21 protein-coding genes (1 of these 21 running past the window's edge) are annotated in these 20,504 nt (G+C 61.9%); 9 read left to right on the top strand and 12 right to left on the bottom strand.

The window, feature by feature from the left end; genetic code table 11:
- Positions 1-28: 28 nt before the first annotated feature.
- Complete coding sequence (locus AB1N67_RS08530) at positions 29-4,573, bottom strand: hypothetical protein (protein ID WP_367863671.1); 4,545 nt, start codon at positions 4,571-4,573, stop codon at positions 29-31.
- 327 nt (positions 4,574-4,900) lie between these two features.
- Here AB1N67_RS08530 and AB1N67_RS08535 point away from each other — a divergent pair, with 327 nt between their 5' ends.
- From AB1N67_RS08535 to AB1N67_RS08555, 5 genes are all read left to right on the top strand, one after another.
- A complete protein-coding gene (locus AB1N67_RS08535; RefSeq protein WP_043213866.1) occupies positions 4,901-5,305 on the top strand; it encodes a TraR/DksA C4-type zinc finger protein in 405 nt (134 codons plus the stop codon).
- 179 nt (positions 5,306-5,484) lie between these two features.
- Complete coding sequence (locus tag AB1N67_RS08540; protein WP_043213867.1) at positions 5,485-5,679, top strand: hypothetical protein; 195 nt, start codon at positions 5,485-5,487, stop codon at positions 5,677-5,679.
- Positions 5,631-5,909 (top strand): hypothetical protein, encoded by a 279-nt coding sequence (locus tag AB1N67_RS08545; RefSeq protein WP_180962689.1) that lies wholly within the window; start codon positions 5,631-5,633, stop codon positions 5,907-5,909. The genes AB1N67_RS08540 and AB1N67_RS08545 overlap by 49 nt, the downstream gene beginning before the upstream one ends.
- A gap of 277 nt (positions 5,910-6,186) precedes the next feature.
- A complete protein-coding gene (locus AB1N67_RS08550; RefSeq protein WP_043213872.1) occupies positions 6,187-6,657 on the top strand; it encodes a hypothetical protein in 471 nt (156 codons plus the stop codon).
- Positions 6,654-6,860 (top strand): hypothetical protein, encoded by a 207-nt coding sequence (locus tag AB1N67_RS08555; protein WP_043213874.1) that lies wholly within the window; start codon positions 6,654-6,656, stop codon positions 6,858-6,860. The genes AB1N67_RS08550 and AB1N67_RS08555 overlap by 4 nt, the downstream gene beginning before the upstream one ends.
- A gap of 28 nt (positions 6,861-6,888) precedes the next feature.
- Here the strand turns inward: AB1N67_RS08555 and AB1N67_RS08560 are convergent, their stop codons facing one another.
- The 7 genes from AB1N67_RS08560 to AB1N67_RS08590 all read right to left on the bottom strand — a co-directional run bounded on the left by AB1N67_RS08560 (position 6,889) and on the right by AB1N67_RS08590 (position 14,047).
- Entirely contained in the window at positions 6,889-7,254 is a 366-nt protein-coding gene (locus AB1N67_RS08560; protein WP_043213876.1) for a Na+/H+ antiporter subunit G, read from the bottom strand.
- A complete protein-coding gene (locus tag AB1N67_RS08565; protein ID WP_043213878.1) occupies positions 7,251-7,529 on the bottom strand; it encodes a K+/H+ antiporter subunit F in 279 nt (92 codons plus the stop codon). The genes AB1N67_RS08560 and AB1N67_RS08565 overlap by 4 nt, the downstream gene beginning before the upstream one ends.
- Positions 7,526-8,014, bottom strand: a complete 489-nt coding sequence (locus AB1N67_RS08570; RefSeq protein ID WP_070574068.1) for a Na+/H+ antiporter subunit E — start codon at positions 8,012-8,014, stop codon at positions 7,526-7,528. The genes AB1N67_RS08565 and AB1N67_RS08570 overlap by 4 nt, the downstream gene beginning before the upstream one ends.
- Positions 8,011-9,690, bottom strand: a complete 1,680-nt coding sequence (locus tag AB1N67_RS08575; protein ID WP_043213880.1) for a monovalent cation/H+ antiporter subunit D — start codon at positions 9,688-9,690, stop codon at positions 8,011-8,013. Before AB1N67_RS08575 ends, AB1N67_RS08570 begins: the two co-directional genes overlap by 4 nt.
- On the bottom strand, positions 9,687-10,031 hold the full coding sequence (locus AB1N67_RS08580; protein ID WP_043213881.1) for a Na+/H+ antiporter subunit C: 345 nt from the start codon (positions 10,029-10,031) through the stop codon (positions 9,687-9,689). The genes AB1N67_RS08575 and AB1N67_RS08580 overlap by 4 nt, the downstream gene beginning before the upstream one ends.
- Positions 10,031-12,946, bottom strand: a complete 2,916-nt coding sequence (locus tag AB1N67_RS08585; RefSeq protein WP_043213883.1) for a monovalent cation/H+ antiporter subunit A — start codon at positions 12,944-12,946, stop codon at positions 10,031-10,033. The genes AB1N67_RS08580 and AB1N67_RS08585 overlap by 1 nt, the downstream gene beginning before the upstream one ends.
- 150 nt (positions 12,947-13,096) lie before the next feature.
- The gene (locus AB1N67_RS08590; protein ID WP_182818452.1) at positions 13,097-14,047 is read right to left on the bottom strand and encodes a DMT family transporter; all 951 of its coding nucleotides are present in this window, start codon (positions 14,045-14,047) and stop codon (positions 13,097-13,099) included.
- Positions 14,048-14,131: 84 nt separating this feature from the next.
- Here AB1N67_RS08590 and AB1N67_RS08595 point away from each other — a divergent pair, with 84 nt between their 5' ends.
- Entirely contained in the window at positions 14,132-14,695 is a 564-nt protein-coding gene (locus AB1N67_RS08595) for a helix-turn-helix domain-containing protein (protein WP_043213886.1), read from the top strand.
- 4 nt (positions 14,696-14,699) lie between these two features.
- On the opposite strand, the gene AB1N67_RS08600 is transcribed toward AB1N67_RS08595, so the two are convergent.
- Complete coding sequence (locus tag AB1N67_RS08600) at positions 14,700-15,257, bottom strand: cysteine hydrolase family protein (RefSeq protein WP_043213887.1); 558 nt, start codon at positions 15,255-15,257, stop codon at positions 14,700-14,702.
- An 82-nt stretch (positions 15,258-15,339) separates the two neighbouring features.
- Here AB1N67_RS08600 and AB1N67_RS08605 point away from each other — a divergent pair, with 82 nt between their 5' ends.
- Positions 15,340-16,320: a GlxA family transcriptional regulator gene (locus AB1N67_RS08605; protein ID WP_043213888.1), complete on the top strand. Its 981-nt coding sequence runs from the start codon at positions 15,340-15,342 to the stop codon at positions 16,318-16,320.
- A 13-nt stretch (positions 16,321-16,333) separates the two neighbouring features.
- Here the strand turns inward: AB1N67_RS08605 and soxR are convergent, their stop codons facing one another.
- Positions 16,334-16,774 (bottom strand): redox-sensitive transcriptional activator SoxR, encoded by a 441-nt coding sequence (gene soxR / locus AB1N67_RS08610; RefSeq protein WP_043213889.1) that lies wholly within the window; start codon positions 16,772-16,774, stop codon positions 16,334-16,336.
- An 88-nt stretch (positions 16,775-16,862) separates the two neighbouring features.
- On the opposite strand from soxR, the gene AB1N67_RS08615 reads away from it, so the two are divergent.
- Positions 16,863-17,243 (top strand): hypothetical protein, encoded by a 381-nt coding sequence (locus tag AB1N67_RS08615; protein ID WP_043213891.1) that lies wholly within the window; start codon positions 16,863-16,865, stop codon positions 17,241-17,243.
- On the opposite strand, the gene AB1N67_RS08620 is transcribed toward AB1N67_RS08615, so the two are convergent.
- Together AB1N67_RS08620 and AB1N67_RS08625 are read right to left on the bottom strand one after the other, a co-directional pair.
- Complete coding sequence (locus AB1N67_RS08620) at positions 17,222-17,992, bottom strand: S9 family peptidase (protein ID WP_043213893.1); 771 nt, start codon at positions 17,990-17,992, stop codon at positions 17,222-17,224. The two genes, AB1N67_RS08615 and AB1N67_RS08620, sit on opposite strands and share 22 nt — an antisense overlap.
- Positions 17,976-19,088 (bottom strand): DUF3182 family protein, encoded by a 1,113-nt coding sequence (locus AB1N67_RS08625; protein ID WP_043213895.1) that lies wholly within the window; start codon positions 19,086-19,088, stop codon positions 17,976-17,978. Before AB1N67_RS08625 ends, AB1N67_RS08620 begins: the two co-directional genes overlap by 17 nt.
- A gap of 175 nt (positions 19,089-19,263) precedes the next feature.
- On the opposite strand from AB1N67_RS08625, the gene AB1N67_RS08630 reads away from it, so the two are divergent.
- Positions 19,264-20,504 carry the 5' portion of an aminopeptidase P family protein gene (locus tag AB1N67_RS08630; protein WP_043213896.1) on the top strand. Its footprint extends 568 nt past the window's final position, so only the first 1,241 of its 1,809 coding nucleotides appear in the window; its start codon is at positions 19,264-19,266; its stop codon lies beyond the right edge, outside the window.

A 20,504-nucleotide genomic window follows, 5' to 3' on the forward strand; every position in this document is an offset into this window, starting at 1 on the left:
CGGGGCGCCTGAGGGCGCCCCGGTCGTTTCAGATGTTGAAGAAGTACTGCTGTGCGTCGGCCAGGGAAATTGGGCTGCGGTAGACGTCTTCGGTCTGGCCCGTGTCCGGCCGATTGACCTGCGCGCCTTGGGCGTATCGCTGCGCTGCCGGCTTGAGGTGACCAGCGACGAAGGCACGCTGGTCGGCCTCGAGCGTACGGTAGTGAAAGTGCGCGACCCACAGCAATGATTCGCCCTTGTAGATCCCGTAGTCGTCCAGGTAGTCCGCGGGTCTGCCCTTGACCCGGGCGAGCAGCTTGCGCGGGTTCTCCCTGCGGACGGTCACTACTCCTTGGTCAATCAGAAAACGCAGCTCGGCCATGCGCGGTTTTTGCTCCAGCGCCGCGTTGGTGCGCAGCTCGATCGCTTTGCGGGTGAGCAGGGCGTCCAGGTCTTCCAGTTCCTTGATCGTCCCCGCGGCATCGCGGTTGCCACTGACCTCGTCTGTCTGGTTGTCGGCCGTCAGGTGCTGTTCGATCGCTTCGCGCAAGGTACGCAGGCGATCGCGCTGGTGGTGCAGCAGCTCTTCGATCTCAATGGGCAGGTACTGGCTGAAGGTGCCGCCTTCCAGGCGTTGCAGTTCTTTGCGTGCGCTCTGTAGGCGCGCTTGGCTGTCCTTGAGCACGTGTTTGAGCTTGCGCACGGCTGTGGGTTTGGTAGGTGTTTTCGTCGCCAACTGCACCCACCGATCGTTCTCCAGTTTGTAGCTGCGAGCACCGGCATTGTGCGAGGCAATGGGGATATCGACGACAGTGTCGTCATCTGGACGGACATTGCCCAGTAGCACATCGCCTTCCTGGGTTTCGATCAGGCCTGGCACTTGTTTGCGCAGCTGGTTGACGGTGGTGCGGGGGAGCGTTGCCGCGTGCTCGTCGAGCGTGGGTTGCAGCTCCTGGGCAGCGCTGTCGATGTCTTCCTGGAGGCGGGCAAGGGTCTGTCGGGCTGTGTCCTGGTCCAAGTGTGTCTTGAGGTTGCCCAGCTGACGACGAGCCGTCTTGAAGTGGCGGTCGATGCTGACGGCCAACCGACTGATCACATCGTCATTAGGTTGCCCGAGGGTAAGCAGTTGCTGGCGCTGGGCGAACGCCAGATCAAGGCTTTCGCCACAGCGCTGCAGCCAATACTCACTGTCGTCGTCGAGTGCTTCGAGCAGCGACAAGCGGTTGACGCAAGCCTCGATGCGCGACCAGCGCCACGCCAGTGGCGACTTGACCAACTCCCAATCGATCGCGGCCGCGTCGCGATACTCGACGATCTTCGGTTGCGAACGGCTGGCAAGGCGCTGAAGTTGCTCCATGCTATCGACCAGGTGCTGGCTGTTGTCTAGCAACTTGTTCAGCAGTGGCAGCAAGGTCTCGATGCGTTGGCCCAGGCTACGTTTGTCGGCCTCGGTAAGCTCGTAGCCCCCGTGATGACGCTTGATCATTTCATCGATTTGCTCCCGGATGGGCGCGTGCAACCAAGTCAGGGTTTCATCGACTTTCTTTGCATAGTGCAATTGCTGGTACAGGGCGTAGGCGCGTTTGATCTTGTATTCGTGCAGCGGCTTGAGGCCGTTGAATTGATGGATGCGTTTCAAGTGTTCTTGCCAGAACGTGGTGAAGTCCTCGAGCTTTGCCAGATAGTTGCGCAGGATGCTGTCGGGTGCGTGGCGGTGGGCGAGCCGTGCCACCTTGTCGAGGTATTCTCGTTGGCTTTTCTGGTAGGTCACGTCCTGCTGGATCTGAGCCTGCAGCGCTGCCAACTCTTGTTGGTTGGCGTTGCGCAACTGTTCGACCCGGCGGTGCAGGGGCATGCCAGCGCGCAGGCGCAGGCCCAGATCCAGTTGCCAGCGACCGGCTTCATCGCGTCGCAGCCAAGGGCCTTTGATGAGTTCGTCTTTGCTGTTGACGATGCGCGGGCATTGCTGATTGGCGTCGAACTCGACCTGGTAGACCTTGTCGTCGATCGCAGCCCAGCTTCTGTCTTTATAGAGAAACAGCTCCTTCAAGGGGCCGCTGGGGATGGGCTTGCCCAACCGGGCCAAGGGGATATCCGCGCAGAGTCCTTCTAGAGTCTTTCGCTGTAGCGGGTCGAGCGTGCGTTTGGGGTTTGCCCAGGAAAAGTCGAGGACTTGCTCACGTGGCGACACTGTCAAGGTCGGCAGGGCCGGTAGCAAGGCTGTGGCAGAGTCGGCTTGAGAACCGCGCGAAGCGGCTTCACGCACCACCTCGATACGCTTGAAAGCATGGTTGAGTAGAAGCAGCGCCAGATTGACGAGAAACTCCACGAGGGAAGCGATGCGTTCGCCCGCGCTCTGGTATTGGTGCTCGCCCACCAGTTCGAGGAAGGCGGTTTCCAGCTGGATGGTCCAGATCGGTGCGGCCAACGGTTCGGCTGCGAAGGGCAGTGCAGTATTGAGCAGCAGCCAGCCCAGGGATTTCCAGCGCTCCCAACGGGCCTGGGCGCTGGTCTGGGCATGGGCTTGGAATTGGCTGATGGTTTCATCGATGCACCCGTGGTAGATGGCGTGGGCCGGGTCGGTCAGTGCTGGCTCCTGCGCCAGGGTGACCGGGGCGGGGGCGCCGAACGGGACGGCCCAGTCATCTTCCAGGGGATGGAACAGGTGCGGTTCGAGAAAGCCCCCATGGGCGTAGACCTTGCGGGCCTGTTCGGGCAAACGCTCGAGCAGGTCATCTTGTAGTGGACCGGGGGCGGCAATTGCGTCAAGCAGCGCCTGTCTGTCCTCGAAAGCTAACAAGGGCTCGCTGTGCAGCGGGCGGTAGAGCAGACAGGGCTGTGAGGTGGCGGTTTGTGCTTCGATCAGCCAGGTGTTGAGCGGATGGTCGGGGCTGGCATCCAGGCTTCTAAGCAATCCGAGTGGGCGCATTTGCCAGGCAGTACTGCGTTGCGGGGCCTCGCCAAATACGTCTCCGATATCCTTGATGACGTCGAAGCCTATTGGTTTGCCTCGCAGGTTCAGTTCCAAGGCAAGGGCGGGGAGTTGTGTGTGCAACTGCCGTCTGAGCAACGATTCCCGACGAGACCGTTGCATCGGATCATCGAGCAGCGTGGAAAGCAGCATGGCCGGGTAGTGCTGTGCGACATCCACCTTGGTGATGAGGTTGCGCAAGTAGGATTCATCGAACCAGTCCGGCACCGGCTTGCCGTCGAGTGCCTGGACCGTGACCTTGCCTGGGCGTAACAGCCCCAGGTTGCTGATTGCCAGTTGAGGCAGGGTGAAGGTTTCGGTGTGTGGCGCATTGTCCGTGGCGATGGTTTCCTGGACCGGCAGTGCGGCTACGGTGGTTTGGGCATTGACGACTCTGAGCGTCGAGAGGTCCAGGTTGGCCTCGGGGTGATCCTTCTGAATGCGCGCCAGAAGTTGCTGCGTGGCGAATGTCTGGGCATCGGGCACGCCATCGAGCCAGGAGGTGTACTGGGCGTCATGATAGCCTTGGGCGATCTGGGTCAGCAGCGTGCTGTAGCGCAACAGTTTTTTCGGGGAAGCCTCCTTCAGCCAGACGGGCAAATGGCCTGCCAGGCGCTCGTGCAGGGTGGCCTCGGCCGGGCTGCACAGGCCGAACATCGATGTCAGGCGGTCCAGGGCGGTCGACAGATCGGTCGCGCGGACCAGATCGTCTTCTGGCCAGGCTGTCAGATGCGATCCATGTAACTGCTGGCACAGCACCCCGAGTGCCTGGCTTTGAAAATAGGGCAAGGTCGGAACAATCAGGTGTACGTCTGGCCCGGATACACCGGGCAACGATGGCCAGGGCCTGGCGGTGTGGGCCAGCAGCGCTTGGCGTGAAGGGAAGGACGTCAATTTCCCGGTAGGGGTGAAGAGCAATGTCGTGTTCTTCTCGGCTGGGGCGCCACCGTGTTCGATCAATAGCGCACTGGAGAGCTCCGGATCCAGCTGCCAGTTGTTCATGAAGTCCATGCGCAGATTGTTGACCTGAATCTGGAAGGGCTCCAGGCTGGCGTGTGTGCGTGGGTCAGGATGCGCCTGCACCCATTGCGCCGTCGTCAGGGCCTGCTCAGGCAGTGTCGTGTCACGTTTGCTGTCCAGAACGGCCTGGGTGAACTGTTGCTGCAGGTAATCGCTGTACCACTGCCAGGGCGTCTGTCCCTTGTCATCGGTATCGCTCCAGAAGCTGATCAGGGCTTGCTGATAGGCTTCCAGCATGAACGGGCCGCATTCATTGATCATGAGTGCCAGAGGGTCAAGATCCAGTGACAATGCCTTCTGGGGCGCATGTTCTGGTACGGAGGTGACGTAATCTTCGTGAGGCGTCAGATTCAGCGTACGGCGCAGGCAATAACGCTCGACGAGCACATGGCTCAACGGGCGGATAAAAGGTGGCGCCGACGCCGGGCCGAGACTGACCAGAAACAGCTCACGAGGGTCCGCACTGGACGGCAGGCGGCGTGTCAGCCATTGTTCGGCAAGCACCTGGTCAGCGATGTCGAACAGGCTCGGGCGAGTGCTGAAGCGGATCGCCACCTGGCATTCCAGGCTTGGGCTTGCGGGGCGTTGGGAAGGGTTGCTCATGGACAGCTCCGAATATGAACGGTCCATTAGCAAAGCCGCCTTCGTGACGCCGAGGTCGGTAGCCCGCTACCACGTTGTGCATGCGCCTCGCCTGGCTTTGCCTTTTGCAGCGTAAAACCGACGAGCTGATGCCGTGGTGCTGGTCGCAACAAGGGGCATTTCGGGTAAATTCACGGATCAATGGTGTTGCCCCACACGGCCCGCCGCCTTAGACTGCCGCCCCCTGTAAAACAGAGCCGGTTGGCGCTTTAAGAATTTCGTTGCCCACGAACTGTCGTTGGCGACACCCGAATCGCCCAAAATGCCTATATTTTCATAGAGAAATCGATGACCAAGGAACAGTTGCTGGCTATGTCGGCCGATGACTACATGAATGCCGAACAGTTGGCTTTCTTCACTGGCCTGCTGCAAGCGATGAAAGTCGAAACCCACGAGCGCATCGAGCTGAGCCGCGCCACCATCGAAAGCCTGGACACGCCTTCGGATCCGGCCGACGTGGCCTCGGTGGAAGAAGAGCGCCACTGGCTGGTCAACGCCATCGAGCGTGACCAGCGCCTGCTGCCGCAGCTGGAAATGGCTCTGGGCCGCATCGCTGACGAAAGCTTCGGCTGGTGCGACGACAGCGGTGAGCCTATCGGCCTGCAGCGTCTGCTGATCAGCCCAACCACCAAATACTGCATCGAAGCCCAGGAACGTCACGAACAGCTCGACCGCCACCAGCGCCAGATCTGATCGTCATGTCCAGCAGAGGCCCCATGAAGCGATTCATGGGGCCTTTTGCGTTTTCGTCTGCTGGGCGCATTTGTTGCCGTAGATGCAATACAGCTGTGCTGGCGCGCGCTTTTTCCGCTTGCCGAGCGGGCGTATGATGGCGATATCGTTAGGTTGCTAATTAAGTTCCGGAGGGGATGATGAATAGCCGAGTCGATGTCGCTGTCATGATTGGTTCAGGTGTACCTGCGACACTGCAGGCCATGGGCCGGCGTGTCTGCTGGGTGGTGTTGGTCAACGGCGAGCGCCGCGGTACGGCCTTTGGCAGTCGCAAAGAGGCAGTCGAATGCCAGGCGGCATGGTTGGCACAGTTGGAAAAGGGCAAAGCAGCCTGAGCAGTGGCCAGGCGTTATTGTTCAAGCCGGCGTGCCAGGTCGCAGGCGTCCTGATGGCGACGCCGAAAACCCTTGATGCGGCCGGTGGTGCGTTCGGCAATATGAAAGAAATCGATGCCGGCGGGAATGACGATAAACCGGGGGTCGCTTCTGCTAAGGCAAGAAATGCGCTTGGACTCTCGACGGATTTCGGTGTTTTCGTGCATATTCTTTCCCCTGTAATGCGCTGATGGATACCGGGCCTGTACTGCAAAGGGCCTGACATTATCTATTGCATCTTTTCCTGCAAATTTGTTGTCAGAACATTACGTTTCCTATTGAAGAAACTGCCGAAAAGCCGTCTTGGGGTCTTGGCTGGCAAGCTAGAGTAACGATTCCTGCCTGCCGCATCGCATGCCTGCACAGACGTTTCGTGCATCGCTTCATTAGTCTTTCATGACATCGACTTGATATGTCTGCGCCCCGGCTTCGGTTGGGGCGCCTGTAACCGGTTCGAGGAATTCTTCATTGGCAGTCAGTACACTGGATACCCACGCGTTGTTCGCCCTGGGCGATTTGCGGGCCAAGTTGGCCAAGCTGTTTCACGGGCGTTTCGTTTATGTCACCGAGCAGAGCCCCGATGGCCTTTACATGGCCGAAATCGATACCGATGACGCTCTGGTGGTCGACAACAAGCAGCACCTTGAATTGAAAGTGGGCGACCACTTCCGCGCGGCAGTATTGCCCAGCCGCGAGGGCGGTAAGCTGGAGCTGCGCTTTCGGGAAATCAAGCTGAACGTCTATGGCGTTGGTGACTATGCCTTCGTTTCGGTGCCGGAAGGTGAAGGTATCGTCTTTCGTGAAGGCCATGGCGTGATGCTGGTGTTCGCGGCGCAGCAACAAGTGCAGGAAGGCCTCGGCAAGTTGCTCAAGGCCGTGACCGGCAAGGTCGCCAAATGGCGAAAGGGCGAGCTGACCACGTTCAAGGCCAGCGAATGAGCGACAAAGCACCCACCGGCAGGGCGCAATTTCATCGAGAATATCAGGCGCAGGCCGTCGAGCAGGCTGAGCGGCTGCTGGCGCAGCGCGAGGCACTGGGCAATGCCTGGCTGGCCTGGGTTGCAGGCCAGCTGTACCAACTCAGCCCGCCTGAATTCGCCGCCATGGTGCGCCGGGAGCTGCAACGCCTGTCGCAGGGGTGAGGCCACCCCCGAGGTTTTGATGCGGGCGTCAGTTTCCGCCGTCCCGCCCACTGCTGACTTCTTCTGGTACAGCCTCTCCCGCTGTGCGCTTGCGGAACAGCGCCGCCCTGGCCAGCAACAGCGTGGTCACAGGTACGGTGATCGACAGCAGCACCGGTATCAGCCAGGCGTGCAATACCGGGCCTTGCTTGAGCCAGGAGAAATACAGGATCGAGGCCAGGCACACGCACCAGGCGCCCAAGGTCGAGGCCAGGGCCGGTGGGTGCATGCGCTGGAAATAATCTTTCAATCGCAACATTCCCACAGCGCCGATCAGGGCGAACAGACTGCCCGCCAAGAGCAGTAAGGCGGTGACCAGCTCCAGCCAGAGCGGTATATCGAAGGCTTCGTTCATTCGATCACCTCGCCACGCAGAAGGAATTTAGCCAAGGCGAAGGACCCGACGAAGCCGAACAGCGCGATCAGCAAGGCGCCTTCGAAATAAGTGTCGCTGGCATAGCGGATACCCAGGACCAACATCATCAGCATGCCTAGGATATAGAGGTAGTCCAGGGCCAGGACCCGGTCTTGAGCGGAGGGACCACGGAACAGCCTGACCAGTGCCAATGCCATGGCGATGGCAAAGATGAACAGGCTGGCGAGGACGGCGTTGGCAAGCAGGCCGGTCATTCGAAAATCTCCATCAGCGGGCGCTCGTAAGTGTGCTTGAAGTGCTCGATGAAAGCCGCTTCGTCCTCCAGATCGAACACATGCAGCAGCAAGACGCTGCGGTCCAGCGCCAGCTCCGACCAGACCGTGCCTGGTACCACCGTCGTGATCATCGACAACGCCGCCAGACCATGGGCATCGCGCAGCGCCAGGGGAATATGGACGAATGCCGAGCGCGGCGGGCGATGGCCGGCGCACAGCACACCACGGGCCACCAGCAGGTTGGAATGGATGACATCCAGGCCGACACGACAGATCAGCCGCACCACCGCCCACGGCCGCCGGACATGGGCGTGCTGGGGACGCAGCGGGGCCATCAGCAGGGGCGCAAGGATACCCAGGGCAGCGCCGAGCAACAGGTTGCCGGGGCTGACTGACAGGTTGAGCAGCAGCCACAGGGCAAACAGCGACAGTGACAGCAGTGGGGCGGGAATCAATCGGCTCATGGCTGCACCTGTATGTCGGCGGTGGTCGGGCCAGGGACCGGACGCGTCGCCATCACCGCCTGGATATAAGTATCGGGCGTTTGCAGGCTGGCGGCCGTGTCCTGGGTGTAGCGCAGCAAGGGTTCGGCCTGGACGCTGAGCAGGATGCACAGACCTAGCAGGATGACGATGGGCAGGCATTCATAGCGGCGCAGCAGGGGAGAAGGACGCTCCTCTGGCTTCCAGAAACGCTGGATACCCACACGGCCAAAGGCGATCAGCGAGGCCATGCCCGACAGGATCAACAGCGCCACCAGGCACCAGGCGGAGGCGGACAGCGGCTGATCGGCCGGCACACCCAAACCTTGGGGATTGAACAACGCGCTGATCAGGCTCAGTTTGCCAATGAAGCCCGACAGCGGTGGCATGCCGATGATCAGCAAGGCGCAGGCGATGAAGCTCAGCCCCAGGAATGCCATGGTCCAAGGAATGATCTGGCCGATCACCGCCTTTTGTTCGTCGTCCAGATTGATGCCTTTGGGTGGGTGCAGCGACTCCAGTGGCGAAGGAATCGCATCGTCCTCTTCATCCAGCGGCGCCTCGTTGGCCGAGCGCGAGCGCTCCACCAGCTCGGCGAGCAGGAACAGTGCGCACAGGGCCAGGGTCGAGCTCACCAGGTAGAACAATGCACTGCCGGTGAGGATCGGTTGGCCGAAACCGATGGCCCCCAGGAGGGTGCCGGCGGAGACCAGGATGCTCAGGCCGGCCAGGCGCTCCAGGCGCTGGGCGGCGAGGATGGACAGTGCCGCCACCGCCAAAGTGGCCAGGCCGCCATAGACCAGCCATTGGCCGCCGAAGTGCGCCGAAGCGCCGGCCTGGCTGGAGAACAGCAGGGTCCACAGGCGCAGCACCGCATACAGGCCAACCTTGGTCATGATGGCGAACAGTGCCGCGACCGGTGCACTGGCCGAGGCATAGGCCGGCACCAGCCAGAAATTCAGCGGCCAGATACCGGCCTTGACCAGGAAGGCCATGGCCAGGATTGCCGCGCCAGCGTGCAGCAAGCCGCGATCGGCCTCCGGCACCAGCGGGATCTTCAGCGCCAGGTCGGCCATGTTAAGGGTACCGGTCACGCCATAGAGCATCGCTGCGCCCACCAGGAACAGCGAGGAAGCGAACAGGTTAATGGCGATGTAATGCAGGCCAGCTTTGACCCGAGCCCGTCCCGAACCATGCAACAGCAAGCCGTAGGAGGCGGCCAGCAGCACCTCGAAGAATACGAACAGGTTGAACAGGTCCGCTGTCAGGAAGGCGCCATACAAGCCCATGAGTTGGATCTGGAACAGGGCGTGGAAGCTGGCGCCCGCGCCATCCCAGCGGGCCCTGGCGAAGAGCAGGGCGCTGACGCCGATGATGCCGGTGAGCGTCAACAGCAGCGCGGACAGGTGATCCACCACCAAGACGATGCCGAACGGTGCGGGCCAGTTGCCGGGCAGGTAGACGCCGATCGATTCGGCCTGACCCTGGCCGCGTACCCAAGTGAGCAAGGTGATGGCGATGCCCAGGCCAATCAGCGTGGACAACAGGTTCAGGCGCCCCTTGAGCGGACGACGCTTTTCGCCCAGCAACAGCATCAAGGCGGCTGTGACCAGCGGCAGCAGGATGGGGGCGATGATCAGTTGGTTCATCAGGCTCATTCTTCACGCTCCCGGCCGTCGACGTGGTCGGTGCCGGTCAGACCGCGCGAAGCCAGCAGCACCACCAGGAACAGTGCGGTCATGGCAAAGCTGATGACGATCGCGGTGAGCACAAGCGCCTGAGGCAGAGGATCGGTGTAATGCAGCAGATCCTGTGTCACGCCTTCCTTGATGATCGGCTCCTTGCCGATGAACAGGCTACCCATGCTGAAGATGAACAGATTGACACCATAGGACAGCAGGCACAGGCCCATGATGACCTGGTAGGTACGTGGGCGCAGGATCAGCCAGACCCCGGAGGCGGCTAGCACGCCAATGGCCACGGCAATGACTTCTTCCATCAGGCGGCTCCTGCTTGGCTGGATTTAGTGGGCGTGCCCGGTCGATAGGCGCGTACCGACTGGTGCGCCAGGGCAGTGAGGATCAACAGCGTGGAGCCGACCACGACGGTGTAGACACCGATGTCGAAGAACAACGCGCTGGCCACGTGCACGTCACCCAGCACAGGCAAGTGCAGATGGGCGGTGTGGGTGGTCAGGAACGGATAGCCCAGGAGCATGGCTCCGGCGCCGGTCAGGGTGGCGCACAGCAGGCCCGTGCCCATCCAGCGCAGCGGTCGCAGGCTCATCTGGGCCTCGACCCACTGGGTACCGGCGACCATGTACTGGAGGATGAACGCCACCGACATCACCAGGCCAGCGACGAATCCTCCGCCTGGCTGGTTGTGGCCGCGCATGAACAGGTACATCGACACCACCAATGCGATCGGCAACAGCAGGCGAACCAGCGCGGCCGGCACCATCATGAAACCCAGGGCGGTGTCGGTGGCATGGCGCGGGTTGATCAAATCAGTGACCACATCTGGCGCCAGCGAGCGCTGCTGGGCCGGCAACTGCATGCTTTCCTTCGGTGGGCGGAAGCGCCGCAGCAGGGCAAATACGGTAAGGGCCACGGCCACCAGGACGGTAATTTCGCCGAGGGTATCGAAGCCGCGAAAATCCACCAGCATCACGTTGACCACGTTGGTACCGCCGCCTTGAGGCAGGGCTCGGCTGAGGTAGAACGAAGAAATGTCGTTGGGCGTAGGACGGGTCAGCATGGCGTAGGACAGCAAGGCCATGCCACCGCCGACCAATACGGCCAGCAGCAGATCGCGCAGGCGGCGAAGGCGCGCACGCTCCTGAGTAGCACCTAGCGCCGAGACGCCTTCGATACGTCGTGGCAGCCAGCGCAGGCCGAGCAGGATGAGCACGGTGGTCACCACTTCGACCACCAGTTGGGTCAGCGCCAAGTCAGGCGCGGAGAACCAGACGAAGGTGATGCAGGTCATCAGGCCGCAGACACTGACCATGATCAGTGCCGCCAGGCGGTGGTACTTGGCCTGCCAAGCGGCGCCGATGGCACAGGCGATCGCGATCAGCCAGAGCGCGACGAACACGCCCGACCCGGGGATTTTCGGTCGATCACCCCAGCTCAGGCCGCTGTCTAGCATCGGCAGGAGCCCGGCGAGGAAGGCCGCCAATGCCAGCATGAACAGTTGCTTCTGCAAGCGGCGGGTGGTCAGCAGCCCTTCAAGGCGGCGGGCCAGCAGCATCAGGCGCACCAGGCCACGCTCGAACAGGCGCTTGCCGTTGAAGCGTTCGATCAGCGGTGGGTGTGGGAAGCGGCCTCGACGCAGTTGCTCGCGCAACAGCAGGTAGAGCACCACACCGCCGCACATGGCGATCAGGCTCATGATCAGCGGGGCGTTCCAGCCGTGCCAGATGGCCAGGCTGTATTCAGGCAAGGTCCCGCCGACCACCGGCAACGCGGCTGCGGCCAGCAACGGGCCGACCGACTGAGCGGGGAAAATGCCCACCACCAGGCACGTCAGCACCAGCAGTTCGACCGGTGCGCGCATCCAGCGCGGCGGCTCGTGGGGGGTATGCGGCAGATCCTGGGCGGTGGGGCCGAAGAAAACGTCGACGGTAAAGCGCAGCGCGTATGCCACGCTGAAAGTGCCCGCCAGGGTGGCAATCACCGGCAATGTGGCCTCGACCCAGGCGGTGGAGCTGATGAACACGGTCTCGGCGAAGAACATCTCCTTCGACAGGAAACCGTTCATCAGCGGAACGCCGGCCATCGAGGCGCTGGCCACCATGGCCAAGGTGGCGGTGAACGGAATCAGGCGGAACAGCCCGTTCAGGCGACGAATGTCACGCGTACCGCTTTCATGGTCGATGATGCCGGCGGCCATGAACAGCGAGGCCTTGAAGGTGGCATGGTTGAGGATGTGGAACACCGCGGCCACGGCGGCCAGCGGGCTGTTCAGGCCCAGCAGGAGGGTGATCAAGCCCAGGTGGCTGATGGTGGAATACGCCAGCAGGCCCTTGAGGTCGTTCTGGAACATGGCGCAGAAGGCGCCGAGCAGCAGGGTCATGGCACCTGCACCGCCGACGATCCAGAACCATTCCTCGCTGCCCGAAAGCACCGGCCACAGCCGGGCCAGCAGGAACACTCCCGCCTTGACCATAGTGGCCGAGTGCAGGTACGCAGAGACGGGGGTTGGCGCTGCCATCGCATGGGGCAGCCAGAACTGGAAAGGGAATTGGGCGCTCTTGCTCAGCGCTCCGATCAGGATCAAGGGAAGCAGGACGGGATACAGCGCATGTTGGCGAATCAGGTCGCCGGCAGCCAAGACCTTGTCCAGGTCGTAGCTGCCGACCACATGGCCGAGCAGCAGCACCCCGACCAACATGCACAAACCGCCGGCACCTGTGACCATGAGCGCCATGTAGGCGCCCCGGCGAGCATCACTGCGGTGGTGCCAGTAGCCGATCAGCAGGAAGGAGAACAGGCTGGTCAACTCCCAGAAGAACACCAGCTGAATGAGATTGCCGGAAATCACCAGGCCGAGCATGGCGCCCATGAACGCCAAGAAAAAGGCAAAGAAGCGGGGCACAGGGTCCTGGGGCGACATGTAGTAGCGCGCATACAGCGACACCAGCGTACCGATGCCGAGCACCAGCAGGGAGAACAGCCAGGCGAAGCCGTCCATGCGCAGGACCAGGTTCAGCCCGAGGCTGGGCAACCAGAGGAACTCCTCGCGGATGACGCCGCCATGGGCGATCTGCGGGTACAGCAATGCTACCTGGATGGTGCCCGCCAGGGCGACGAGCCCGGCGAGAATGGACTCTGCGTTGCGTGCGTTGTGCGGCAGCACGGCTGCCAGGCAACTGCCCACGAACGGCAGAAGCAATAGCACTATCAATGACATAGCGTTCTAATCTGGAGGAGTTTGCCAACGATCATACGTGCCGAGGAGTTGATCACCAACACGCAAGCGGTTGAACATTCCTACATATGGGGTGTGAAAAGCTGTTTTTTTATAACAGTTTTTTTCAAAGCATAGCTGCTGAGCGGGACTTCACAGGCCTGGTTCGCGTTCGTGAGTGGCGCGGCTTTCTTGCGTGGCCGGCCCCTCGTCGGTGCGGCGGATCTTCAATTCGCTGACCACCACGGCGATCACGATCAGCAAGCCCCCAAGCAATGCCAGGCCTGGCAGTCGCTCCCCGGCGATGCGCCCGACGATGCCGGCCCACACCGGTTCGCCGGCGTAGATGAGGGTGGCGCGGGTGGGGGATACGGATTTCTGCGCCCAGTTCATCGCTACCTGGATCACCGCGCTCATGGCGCCCAGGCCGATGGCGCTACATAGAAGCAGCCAGGAGAAGTCCGGGATGCGCTCTTGGGTCGGAACGATCATGAGAAAGGCCAGGGCCGAGGCGGTTAGCAGTTGAACCACCGTGACACGACGCACATCGACTTGGCCGGCATACCGGCTGATCAGGATGATCTCGGCTGCGATGGCCACGGCGCTGACCAAGGTCAGCAGCTCACCTTCGCTGAGGTTCAAGGTTCCGCTATCAGGGCCTGCCACCAGCACCAAGCCGATGAAGGCCAGGCAAATCCCGAGGCTTGGCATCAGCCCCGGGCGGCGCCCGAGCACCAGCCACTGCAACAGCGGCACGAAGGGGACATAAAGGGCTGTGATGAACGCCGACTGGCTGCTGCTGATGGTCTGCAGGCCCATGGTCTGCAAGCCATACCCCAGCATGATCGATACGCCGATGAGCATTCCGGCCTTGAGCTCGGTCAGGGTCAGCCCCGGTAGTGAGCGCGCCGACACCAGGCCCACGAACAGCGCTGCGGCGGCAAAACGCAGGCCGACGAAAAACATCGGGCCGCTGACAGTCATGACGTTATGCACCAACAGGAAAGTGCCACCCCAGAGCATGGTGATGAATACCAGTACCAGTTCTGCCTTGCTCAAACGCAGGGATATGGTGGTTTTCGACGGGCTGGAGGATGGAGTCATGGTCTTGCGCGCTCAAAGAGGGCGGCGCACAATCCGCCGCAAAGTGGGCAGTATACTGCGCAATCCTAATCTGTGAGCAATATAGTGCACAAAGATGCCTCGCACCGTGCTTCGGTGCTGCAACATGTCAGTCAGAACATCCGCCAACTGCGCCATGCCGCGGGGTTGAGCCAGACGGCCCTGGCTGAACGATCCGGGGTCAGCCGGCGCATGCTGGTCGCCATCGAGGCGGGTGAAAAGAACGTCAGCCTGACGACGCTCGACCTGATCGCCGAAGCGCTCGGAGTGGTCTTCAGCACGCTTATCCAGGCGCCTGGACAACGCGATCCGAGCCGAATCAACGAGCTGGCCTGGGCAGGCGAGCATCCACTAAGCAAGGCCGTGCTGTTGGGCAGCAGCCCCGCCATGCGTGAAGTCGAATTGTGGGAGTGGACCCTGGCGCCAGGGGAGTGCTATGTCAGCGACGCTGACGCCGAGGGGTGGAGCGAGCAGATCTACGTGGTCGCAGGTTGCTTGACACTACTGATCGAATCGCGCGAGCTTCGCTTGCAGGTCGGCGAGTTCCACGTGTTTCCCAGCAATTGCCGGTACGCCTATCGCAACGACGGCAGCGAGCCCACGCGGTTCGTGCGCAATGTGGTGATATGACCTTTCAGGCACCGTATTCGCCGAGCAGTTGCTCGGTGCTCGCGACGCGGGCATAGGCGAACGCCAAGGCAGCCATGGAAGCGGCGTGGACCTGGGCGGCAGGAACTAGCTCGCCGGCAAACTCCAGAGGTAGCGTGGCGCAGGCATCATGGGCCACTGTGACTTGGTAGCCATGATCGGCGGCGGCGCGCGTCGCGGCATCGATACACATATGGCTCATGCTGCCGACGATGGTCACGGCCTTGACCTGATGCTCGTCCAGCAGGGACTTGAGATCGGTATCGCGGAAGGCGTTGACCTGATGCTTGAGCACCACCGGTTCTCCCGGCGCTGGTGCGACCTTGGGATGGATCTGCGCGCCCTTGGAGGCCGGAGCGAAGAACGGCGCGTCGGCGCTGTCGAACTCATGGCGTACATGCACCACCAAGTCGCCCCGCTCGCGAGCGGCATCGAGCAGGTGGGCGGCGTTGTCGGCGGCTGCATCGGCGCCGTCGAGGGTCCACTTGCCGCCGGGGAAGTAGTCGTTCTGGATGTCGATGATGATCAGGGCCTGCTTGCTCATGCTGCCTCCTATGGCAGTAGTGGTTGGATGTGGATAGTTATAGGCTTGGACCACCACCTCTGGGATTGGCGCGATCGACACAATGACGGCAAAAACTGACAGCCCCAACATCCTGGAAATCGGCGTGTTGATCTATCCCGGCGCCCAGGGTGCGGCGGTGATGGGCCTGACGGATCTGTTCGCGGTAGCCAACCGGGTGGCCGCGGAACTTGGAGCGGGCGATCTGCCGAGGTTGCGCGTCAGCCATTGGCAGGTCGAGGGCGACGGGCAGGTTCGGGCTATCCATGACAGCTTGCCGCAACCTTCGCATGAGGTACGTGCGTTGGTGATTCCGCCAAGCCTGGCGTCGGCCCCCGGGCCTACGGTGCTCGAGCATCATCGCGCCGCGCTCGGCCAATGGCATGGGCAGGGCGCGGTGCTCGCCTCGGTGTGCATCGGAGTGTTCTTCATTGCCGCCAGTGGTTTGCTCGATGGCCGTCAGGCCAGCACTCACTGGAACTACGCGCAGGCACTGGCCGAGCGCTTTCCCAATATCGAGGTGGTGGCCAATCAGCCGTTGCTCGATGATGGCGACATCATGACCTCGGCAGGTCTGATGGCCTGGACCGACCTGGGACTGCGCCTGCTGGAGCGCTTTCTCGGCGCGACCCTGGCCCGTGAGACCGCACGCTATTTGGCCGTCGAGCCTCTTGCCACGACCTCACCCGGCGCACGCTTCAACCCGCGGCTGGACCATGGCGACGAAGCAGTGCTCAAAGTCCAGCACTGGTTGCAGGGAAGTGGCGCGCAGGAGGTGGACCTTACGACCATGGCGTTGTGCGCAGGTCTTGAGCCGCGCACTTTCTTGCGTCGCTTTCGAGCGGCGACCGGCATGCGGCCAACCGAATACTGCCAACAGGTACGGGTGGTGAGGGCGTGCCGGCTACTGGAGTTCACGCGGCGCAGCGTGGATCAGATCGCCTGGGGCGTGGGCTATCAGGATCCGGGAGCGTTTCGCAAGGTCTTCCAGCGCATCACCGGATCGACACCCAGCGATTACCGCCGGCGCTTCGTCCAGGCATGACAGACTGCGGTTGTCATTGCGGATGCGGCCCTGGCCCTTCCTCGGCCAGGCGGTCCTGATGATTGCGCAGCGGGCACTCTTTGAGTGACAGGCAGCCGCAACCGATACAGCCGTCCAGCTGGTCGCGCAACAGGGTCAGTTCGTCGATACGGCGATTGAGGTCCTCACGCCATCGCGCCGACAGCCGGCGCCAGTCCTCGGCGGTCGGTACGTGATCGTTGGGCAGGCTGTCGAGGGCTTTGGCGATGTCGGCAAGGGCGATACCCAATCGCTGGGCCATCTTGATCACGGCGACTCTACGCAGCATCGAGCGCGGATAGCGGCGCTGGTTGCCGGCGTTGCGCGTACTGTGGATCAGCCCCTTGGTTTCGTAGAAGTGCAATGCTGTGACCGCCACGCCGCTTCGGGCCGCCAACTGGCCGACGCTCAGCATCATCTGATGGGTGCCAGACATGGAAAAAAATCCCTTGACCTTGAGTTAACTGGAGGTTTTAGCCTTGTTAGCCATCGTGCAGCAAGCATCCGCAACAAGGAGACTGTCCATGGCGGCTCAGCCCCATTCTTTATGGTTTACCCAGATGATTGAATACGAAGTGCCGGCAGCTTGCCAGCATGCCTTGGCTGATGCCTTGGTAGTGCGCAGTGAAGAGCTGGCAGTGCGTTGTGACGGTTTGCTTGGCGTCAGTATTCAAGCCAGCGATGACGGCAGTCGGGTGCTCCAATACCTGCAATGGCAATCACGCCATGAATGGGCAGCGGCTGCCAGCTTCTTCGTCGAGGAGCCGTTTCTCGACCTGTTGTGCCAGCACCAAGCACGGGGCGTGAACTTCGCCGCCTTCCAGACGTTGCGCAGCCTCGTACGAGGCGAGGATGGCGGTCTGCATTGCCAGGTCGGTGAGCCTCAGGCATACCACGGGGCGTAATGCGGGTAACGGTCCAGACGGGCGCCGATGACCATTTCTGCGATCCAGGACGCGAGGATCGAACTGTAGCCTTTCTGGCTCTCTTCGCTGGACAGCGCATGATCCGCCCCATCGACGATGCGATGGGTCAGGGAATGGGCAGCAACGAACGCCGAGCGATAGCTCATCAACGTATTGTGCGGCACATAATCATCATGCTCGGACTCCACCAGCAGCACATCGCCTGTGAATTCGGCGCAAGCTGCCAGGGCGCGATTGTCGGCTGGGCCCAGAATCCGCTGGCGATAGTTGTTCAGGCGCTGGCGGTCCAAGGCTTGCTTGGGGGTGCCCCAGTCTTCGTCCCAATACAATGCCGGGACCCGCAAGGCAAGCCATCTGACTGGCCGCTGAGTGGTGAGCAAAGTCGCCAGGTAGCCGCCATAGCTGCTGCCAATCAGCGCGATGGCGCTCGGGTCCACTGCTGGGTGGCTGGCCAGGCGGTCATAGGCGGCCAGAAGGTCTTCGAGGTTCTGTTGGCGGGTGACGGTCAATCGCTGACTTTCGGTCTTCTCGTGGCCGCGCAGGTCGAAGGTCATGCACACGCAGCCTAGGCCGGTGATCTGTCGTGCCCGTGCCAAGTCGCGTTGCTGGCTGCCGCCCCAGCCGTGGACGAAGAGAATGGCCGGCATCTTGCTGCCGGGGCTGACCACGGTGCCGGCGATGCGGCCGTCCTCGACCTGCAACTCTACGGTTTCACTCTGAATGGTCATGGTGGCGTATCCGTGCATATTTGCTGAGTTGTCCAAGTTCACTGTCGTTTCCTTGGTAGAAAAGTGTGGCGTCGGCCGGCAATTTGGCGGTACCGAAGACTTCATGGCTCGAAGCGCGTACCTGCAACAGGGCTGGGTCATCGGCGAAGGCCTGCAGGGCCAGGACCTCGGCGCTGCTGGCACCGCCCAGGCGCCAGGATTGCTCTAACACCCCGCTGCGCAGGTGCTGGCGCGCGTCCAGACCGCGGGCGATATCGTAGTTGCGGCGCGAAGCGATGAAGCCTGGAAAGTGCTGCTGGGCGGCGCGTTCGTAGGTCATGGCCTGGGTGATCGCCAGACGCAGATGATCTTCCAGTGGCAGTTGCAGCAAGGCCTCATAGCCCCCTCGAACCACGATCAGGTCCGAGCCACCGTAGATTTCGGTGCCCGAGTGATCGTGAGTCAGGCGTTGGGTGCCGTAGTAGCTGCAGCTCAATTGTCCCACCCGCACCTGGCCGACACTGAAGGTCTGTACTTGTTCCAGATGCTCTTCGAGCACGAGGCCAACGAGCGCCAACGCCTTGTCGTCCATTTGCGCAAGCATCGGTTCGAGGTCCTGTGCCTCTTCGATCACGGCTTGTCCTCGCCCGGCGCAGGCCAGTACCGGCTTGACCCGCAGCGGACCCTCGTTTAGCAGCAAGCGCGCAGCTTGCCGTGCGTCGGCTTTGCTGAAAACGGTATAGCCCCGCAAGAGGGCATCGCACGCGTCCTGGGCGAAGGCGTCGCTCCAGCCGGGCGGGAAGCTGGCATTGGCCGGCAAAGGGTGGGAAATCGCCTTGGTCGCCACGAATGGGAAAGGCACCACACCACCGAACAGGTCGTCTTCGTCGAGGATGCCCATGGCGCGGTAGCGTTGTGAATCAACCAGGGTTTCGGTGGGCAGATAATAGAAGGCACCGGTGCTGGTCGAGGGCAGTCGGGTTTCCACACGATCGATACCCAGCAGTCGAGCCAGGTAATTGGCGATTTTGAGATGGACCGCGTGCTCGTGCTCGGGGGTGTGTTCACGTGTGTCGAGCAGGACAACGGCGGTTTTCGGGTCGCTGGACTGGGGCATAGGCGAAGTCTGTCCGCTGGGATGTATGGAGTCTGAAGGCACTTGGGCGGGCAAAGTTCAGCCGACATGATCAATGGCCGTGGCTCGCCGATGCAGCGCGGCGATTGCAGGGCATGGCTGGCTGCTCCATTATCAACGGCTTGGAATAGCCGATGGTGTATCCGCAGGAGTGCGCATGAACATTCAGTCCCCGATTCAGCAAAGCGTCCCGGCCCGCCTGGCGCGTGTGCGCGAGATAATGGCCGGCGAAGGCGTGGATGCCTTGCTGGTCCCCTCGGCTGACCCCCATCTATCCGAGTATCTGCCAGGGCACTGGCAAGGCCGCCAGTGGTTGTCTGGCTTTCATGGCTCAGTAGGGACTTTGGTCGTCACGGCCGATTTCGCCGGGCTGTGGGCCGATAGCCGCTACTGGGAGCAGGCCCAGCATGAACTGGCGGGCAGTGGCATCGAGCTGATGAAGTTGCTGCCTGGCCAACCAGGGGCGCTGGAGTGGCTTGGTGAGCATGTTCGGTACCAGGGAACGGTGGCCGTCGATGGAGCAGTGATGGCGTTGGCCTCCGCCCGGCAGTTGCAGGAGCGACTGAAGGCCCGCGAAGTGCGCTTGCTGACCCATCTGGATTTGCTGGAGCGGGTCTGGGACGGGCGGCCGGCTCTGCCAGGCAATCCGGTCTACCAGCATCTACCGCCTCATGCGACCGTCAGTCGTGCGGAAAAACTTGCCGAACTGCGGCAGACCCTGACTGAGCGCGGCGCCGATTGGCACTTCATCGCCACTCTCGACGACATTGCCTGGTTGTTCAACCTGCGCGGCAGCGATGTGTCCTACAACCCGGTATTTGTCTCCTTCGCGTTGATCGGGCAGGAGCAGGCAACGCTGTTCGTCGGCCTGGACAAAGTCGACGATCACCTGCGCCATGTGCTGGCGGTCGATGGGATCTCGGTGCGCGACTATGCAGAAATCGGCCGGGCCTTGGCCGCGATACCCCCAAATGCCCGCTTGCTGGTGGATCCGGCCCGTGTCACCTGTGGCTTGCTGGATCACCTGAGCGCCGATGTGCAATTGCTCGAGGGTATCAATCCGACCACCTTGAGCAAGTCCCGCAAGGGCGAAGAAGATCTGGTGCATATCCGTCAGGTAATGGAGCAAGACGGCGCGGCGTTGTGCGAATTCTTCGCCTGGTTTGAGGCCAACTTAGGCAAGCAAACCATCACCGAGCTGACTATCGACGAACGATTGAGCGCGGCGCGTGGGCGCCGGCCGGGGTTCGTGTCGTTGAGTTTTTCCACCATCGCAGCGTTCAACGCCAACGGTGCCATGCCGCATTACCGGGCGACTGAGCAGTCCCATGCGGTGATCGAAGGCGATGGTTTGCTGTTGATCGATTCTGGTGGCCAATATGTAGGGGGTACCACTGA

Source organism: Pseudomonas guariconensis (genome assembly GCF_040822035.1).
In the GTDB taxonomy this organism is placed as follows: domain Bacteria; phylum Pseudomonadota; class Gammaproteobacteria; order Pseudomonadales; family Pseudomonadaceae; genus Aquipseudomonas; species Aquipseudomonas guariconensis.

What these genes read in the sequence shown, in the direction of transcription:
- AB1N67_RS08600 (WP_043213887.1), bottom strand. Translation starts at nt 15,257, where the DNA reads ATGAGCAAGCAGGCCCTGATCATCATCGACATCCAGAACGACTACTTC.
- AB1N67_RS08545 (WP_180962689.1), top strand. Translation starts at nt 5,631, where the DNA reads ATGCCAGGCGGCATGGTTGGCACAGTTGGAAAAGGGCAAAGCAGCCTG.
- AB1N67_RS08585 (WP_043213883.1), bottom strand. Translation starts at nt 12,946, where the DNA reads ATGTCATTGATAGTGCTATTGCTTCTGCCGTTCGTGGGCAGTTGCCTG.
- AB1N67_RS08620 (WP_043213893.1), bottom strand. Translation starts at nt 17,992, where the DNA reads ATGACCATTCAGAGTGAAACCGTAGAGTTGCAGGTCGAGGACGGCCGC.
- AB1N67_RS08615 (WP_043213891.1), top strand. Translation starts at nt 16,863, where the DNA reads ATGGCGGCTCAGCCCCATTCTTTATGGTTTACCCAGATGATTGAATAC.
- AB1N67_RS08555 (WP_043213874.1), top strand. Translation starts at nt 6,654, where the DNA reads ATGAGCGACAAAGCACCCACCGGCAGGGCGCAATTTCATCGAGAATAT.
- AB1N67_RS08625 (WP_043213895.1), bottom strand. Translation starts at nt 19,088, where the DNA reads ATGCCCCAGTCCAGCGACCCGAAAACCGCCGTTGTCCTGCTCGACACA.
- soxR (WP_043213889.1), bottom strand. Translation starts at nt 16,774, where the DNA reads ATGTCTGGCACCCATCAGATGATGCTGAGCGTCGGCCAGTTGGCGGCC.
- AB1N67_RS08540 (WP_043213867.1), top strand. Translation starts at nt 5,485, where the DNA reads ATGAATAGCCGAGTCGATGTCGCTGTCATGATTGGTTCAGGTGTACCT.
- AB1N67_RS08590 (WP_182818452.1), bottom strand. Translation starts at nt 14,047, where the DNA reads ATGACTCCATCCTCCAGCCCGTCGAAAACCACCATATCCCTGCGTTTG.
- AB1N67_RS08605 (WP_043213888.1), top strand. Translation starts at nt 15,340, where the DNA reads ATGACGGCAAAAACTGACAGCCCCAACATCCTGGAAATCGGCGTGTTG.
- AB1N67_RS08575 (WP_043213880.1), bottom strand. Translation starts at nt 9,690, where the DNA reads ATGAGCCTGATGAACCAACTGATCATCGCCCCCATCCTGCTGCCGCTG.
- AB1N67_RS08560 (WP_043213876.1), bottom strand. Translation starts at nt 7,254, where the DNA reads ATGAACGAAGCCTTCGATATACCGCTCTGGCTGGAGCTGGTCACCGCC.
- AB1N67_RS08580 (WP_043213881.1), bottom strand. Translation starts at nt 10,031, where the DNA reads ATGGAAGAAGTCATTGCCGTGGCCATTGGCGTGCTAGCCGCCTCCGGG.
- AB1N67_RS08570 (WP_070574068.1), bottom strand. Translation starts at nt 8,014, where the DNA reads ATGAGCCGATTGATTCCCGCCCCACTGCTGTCACTGTCGCTGTTTGCC.
- AB1N67_RS08530 (WP_367863671.1), bottom strand. Translation starts at nt 4,573, where the DNA reads ATGAGCAACCCTTCCCAACGCCCCGCAAGCCCAAGCCTGGAATGCCAG.
- AB1N67_RS08535 (WP_043213866.1), top strand. Translation starts at nt 4,901, where the DNA reads ATGACCAAGGAACAGTTGCTGGCTATGTCGGCCGATGACTACATGAAT.
- AB1N67_RS08565 (WP_043213878.1), bottom strand. Translation starts at nt 7,529, where the DNA reads ATGACCGGCCTGCTTGCCAACGCCGTCCTCGCCAGCCTGTTCATCTTT.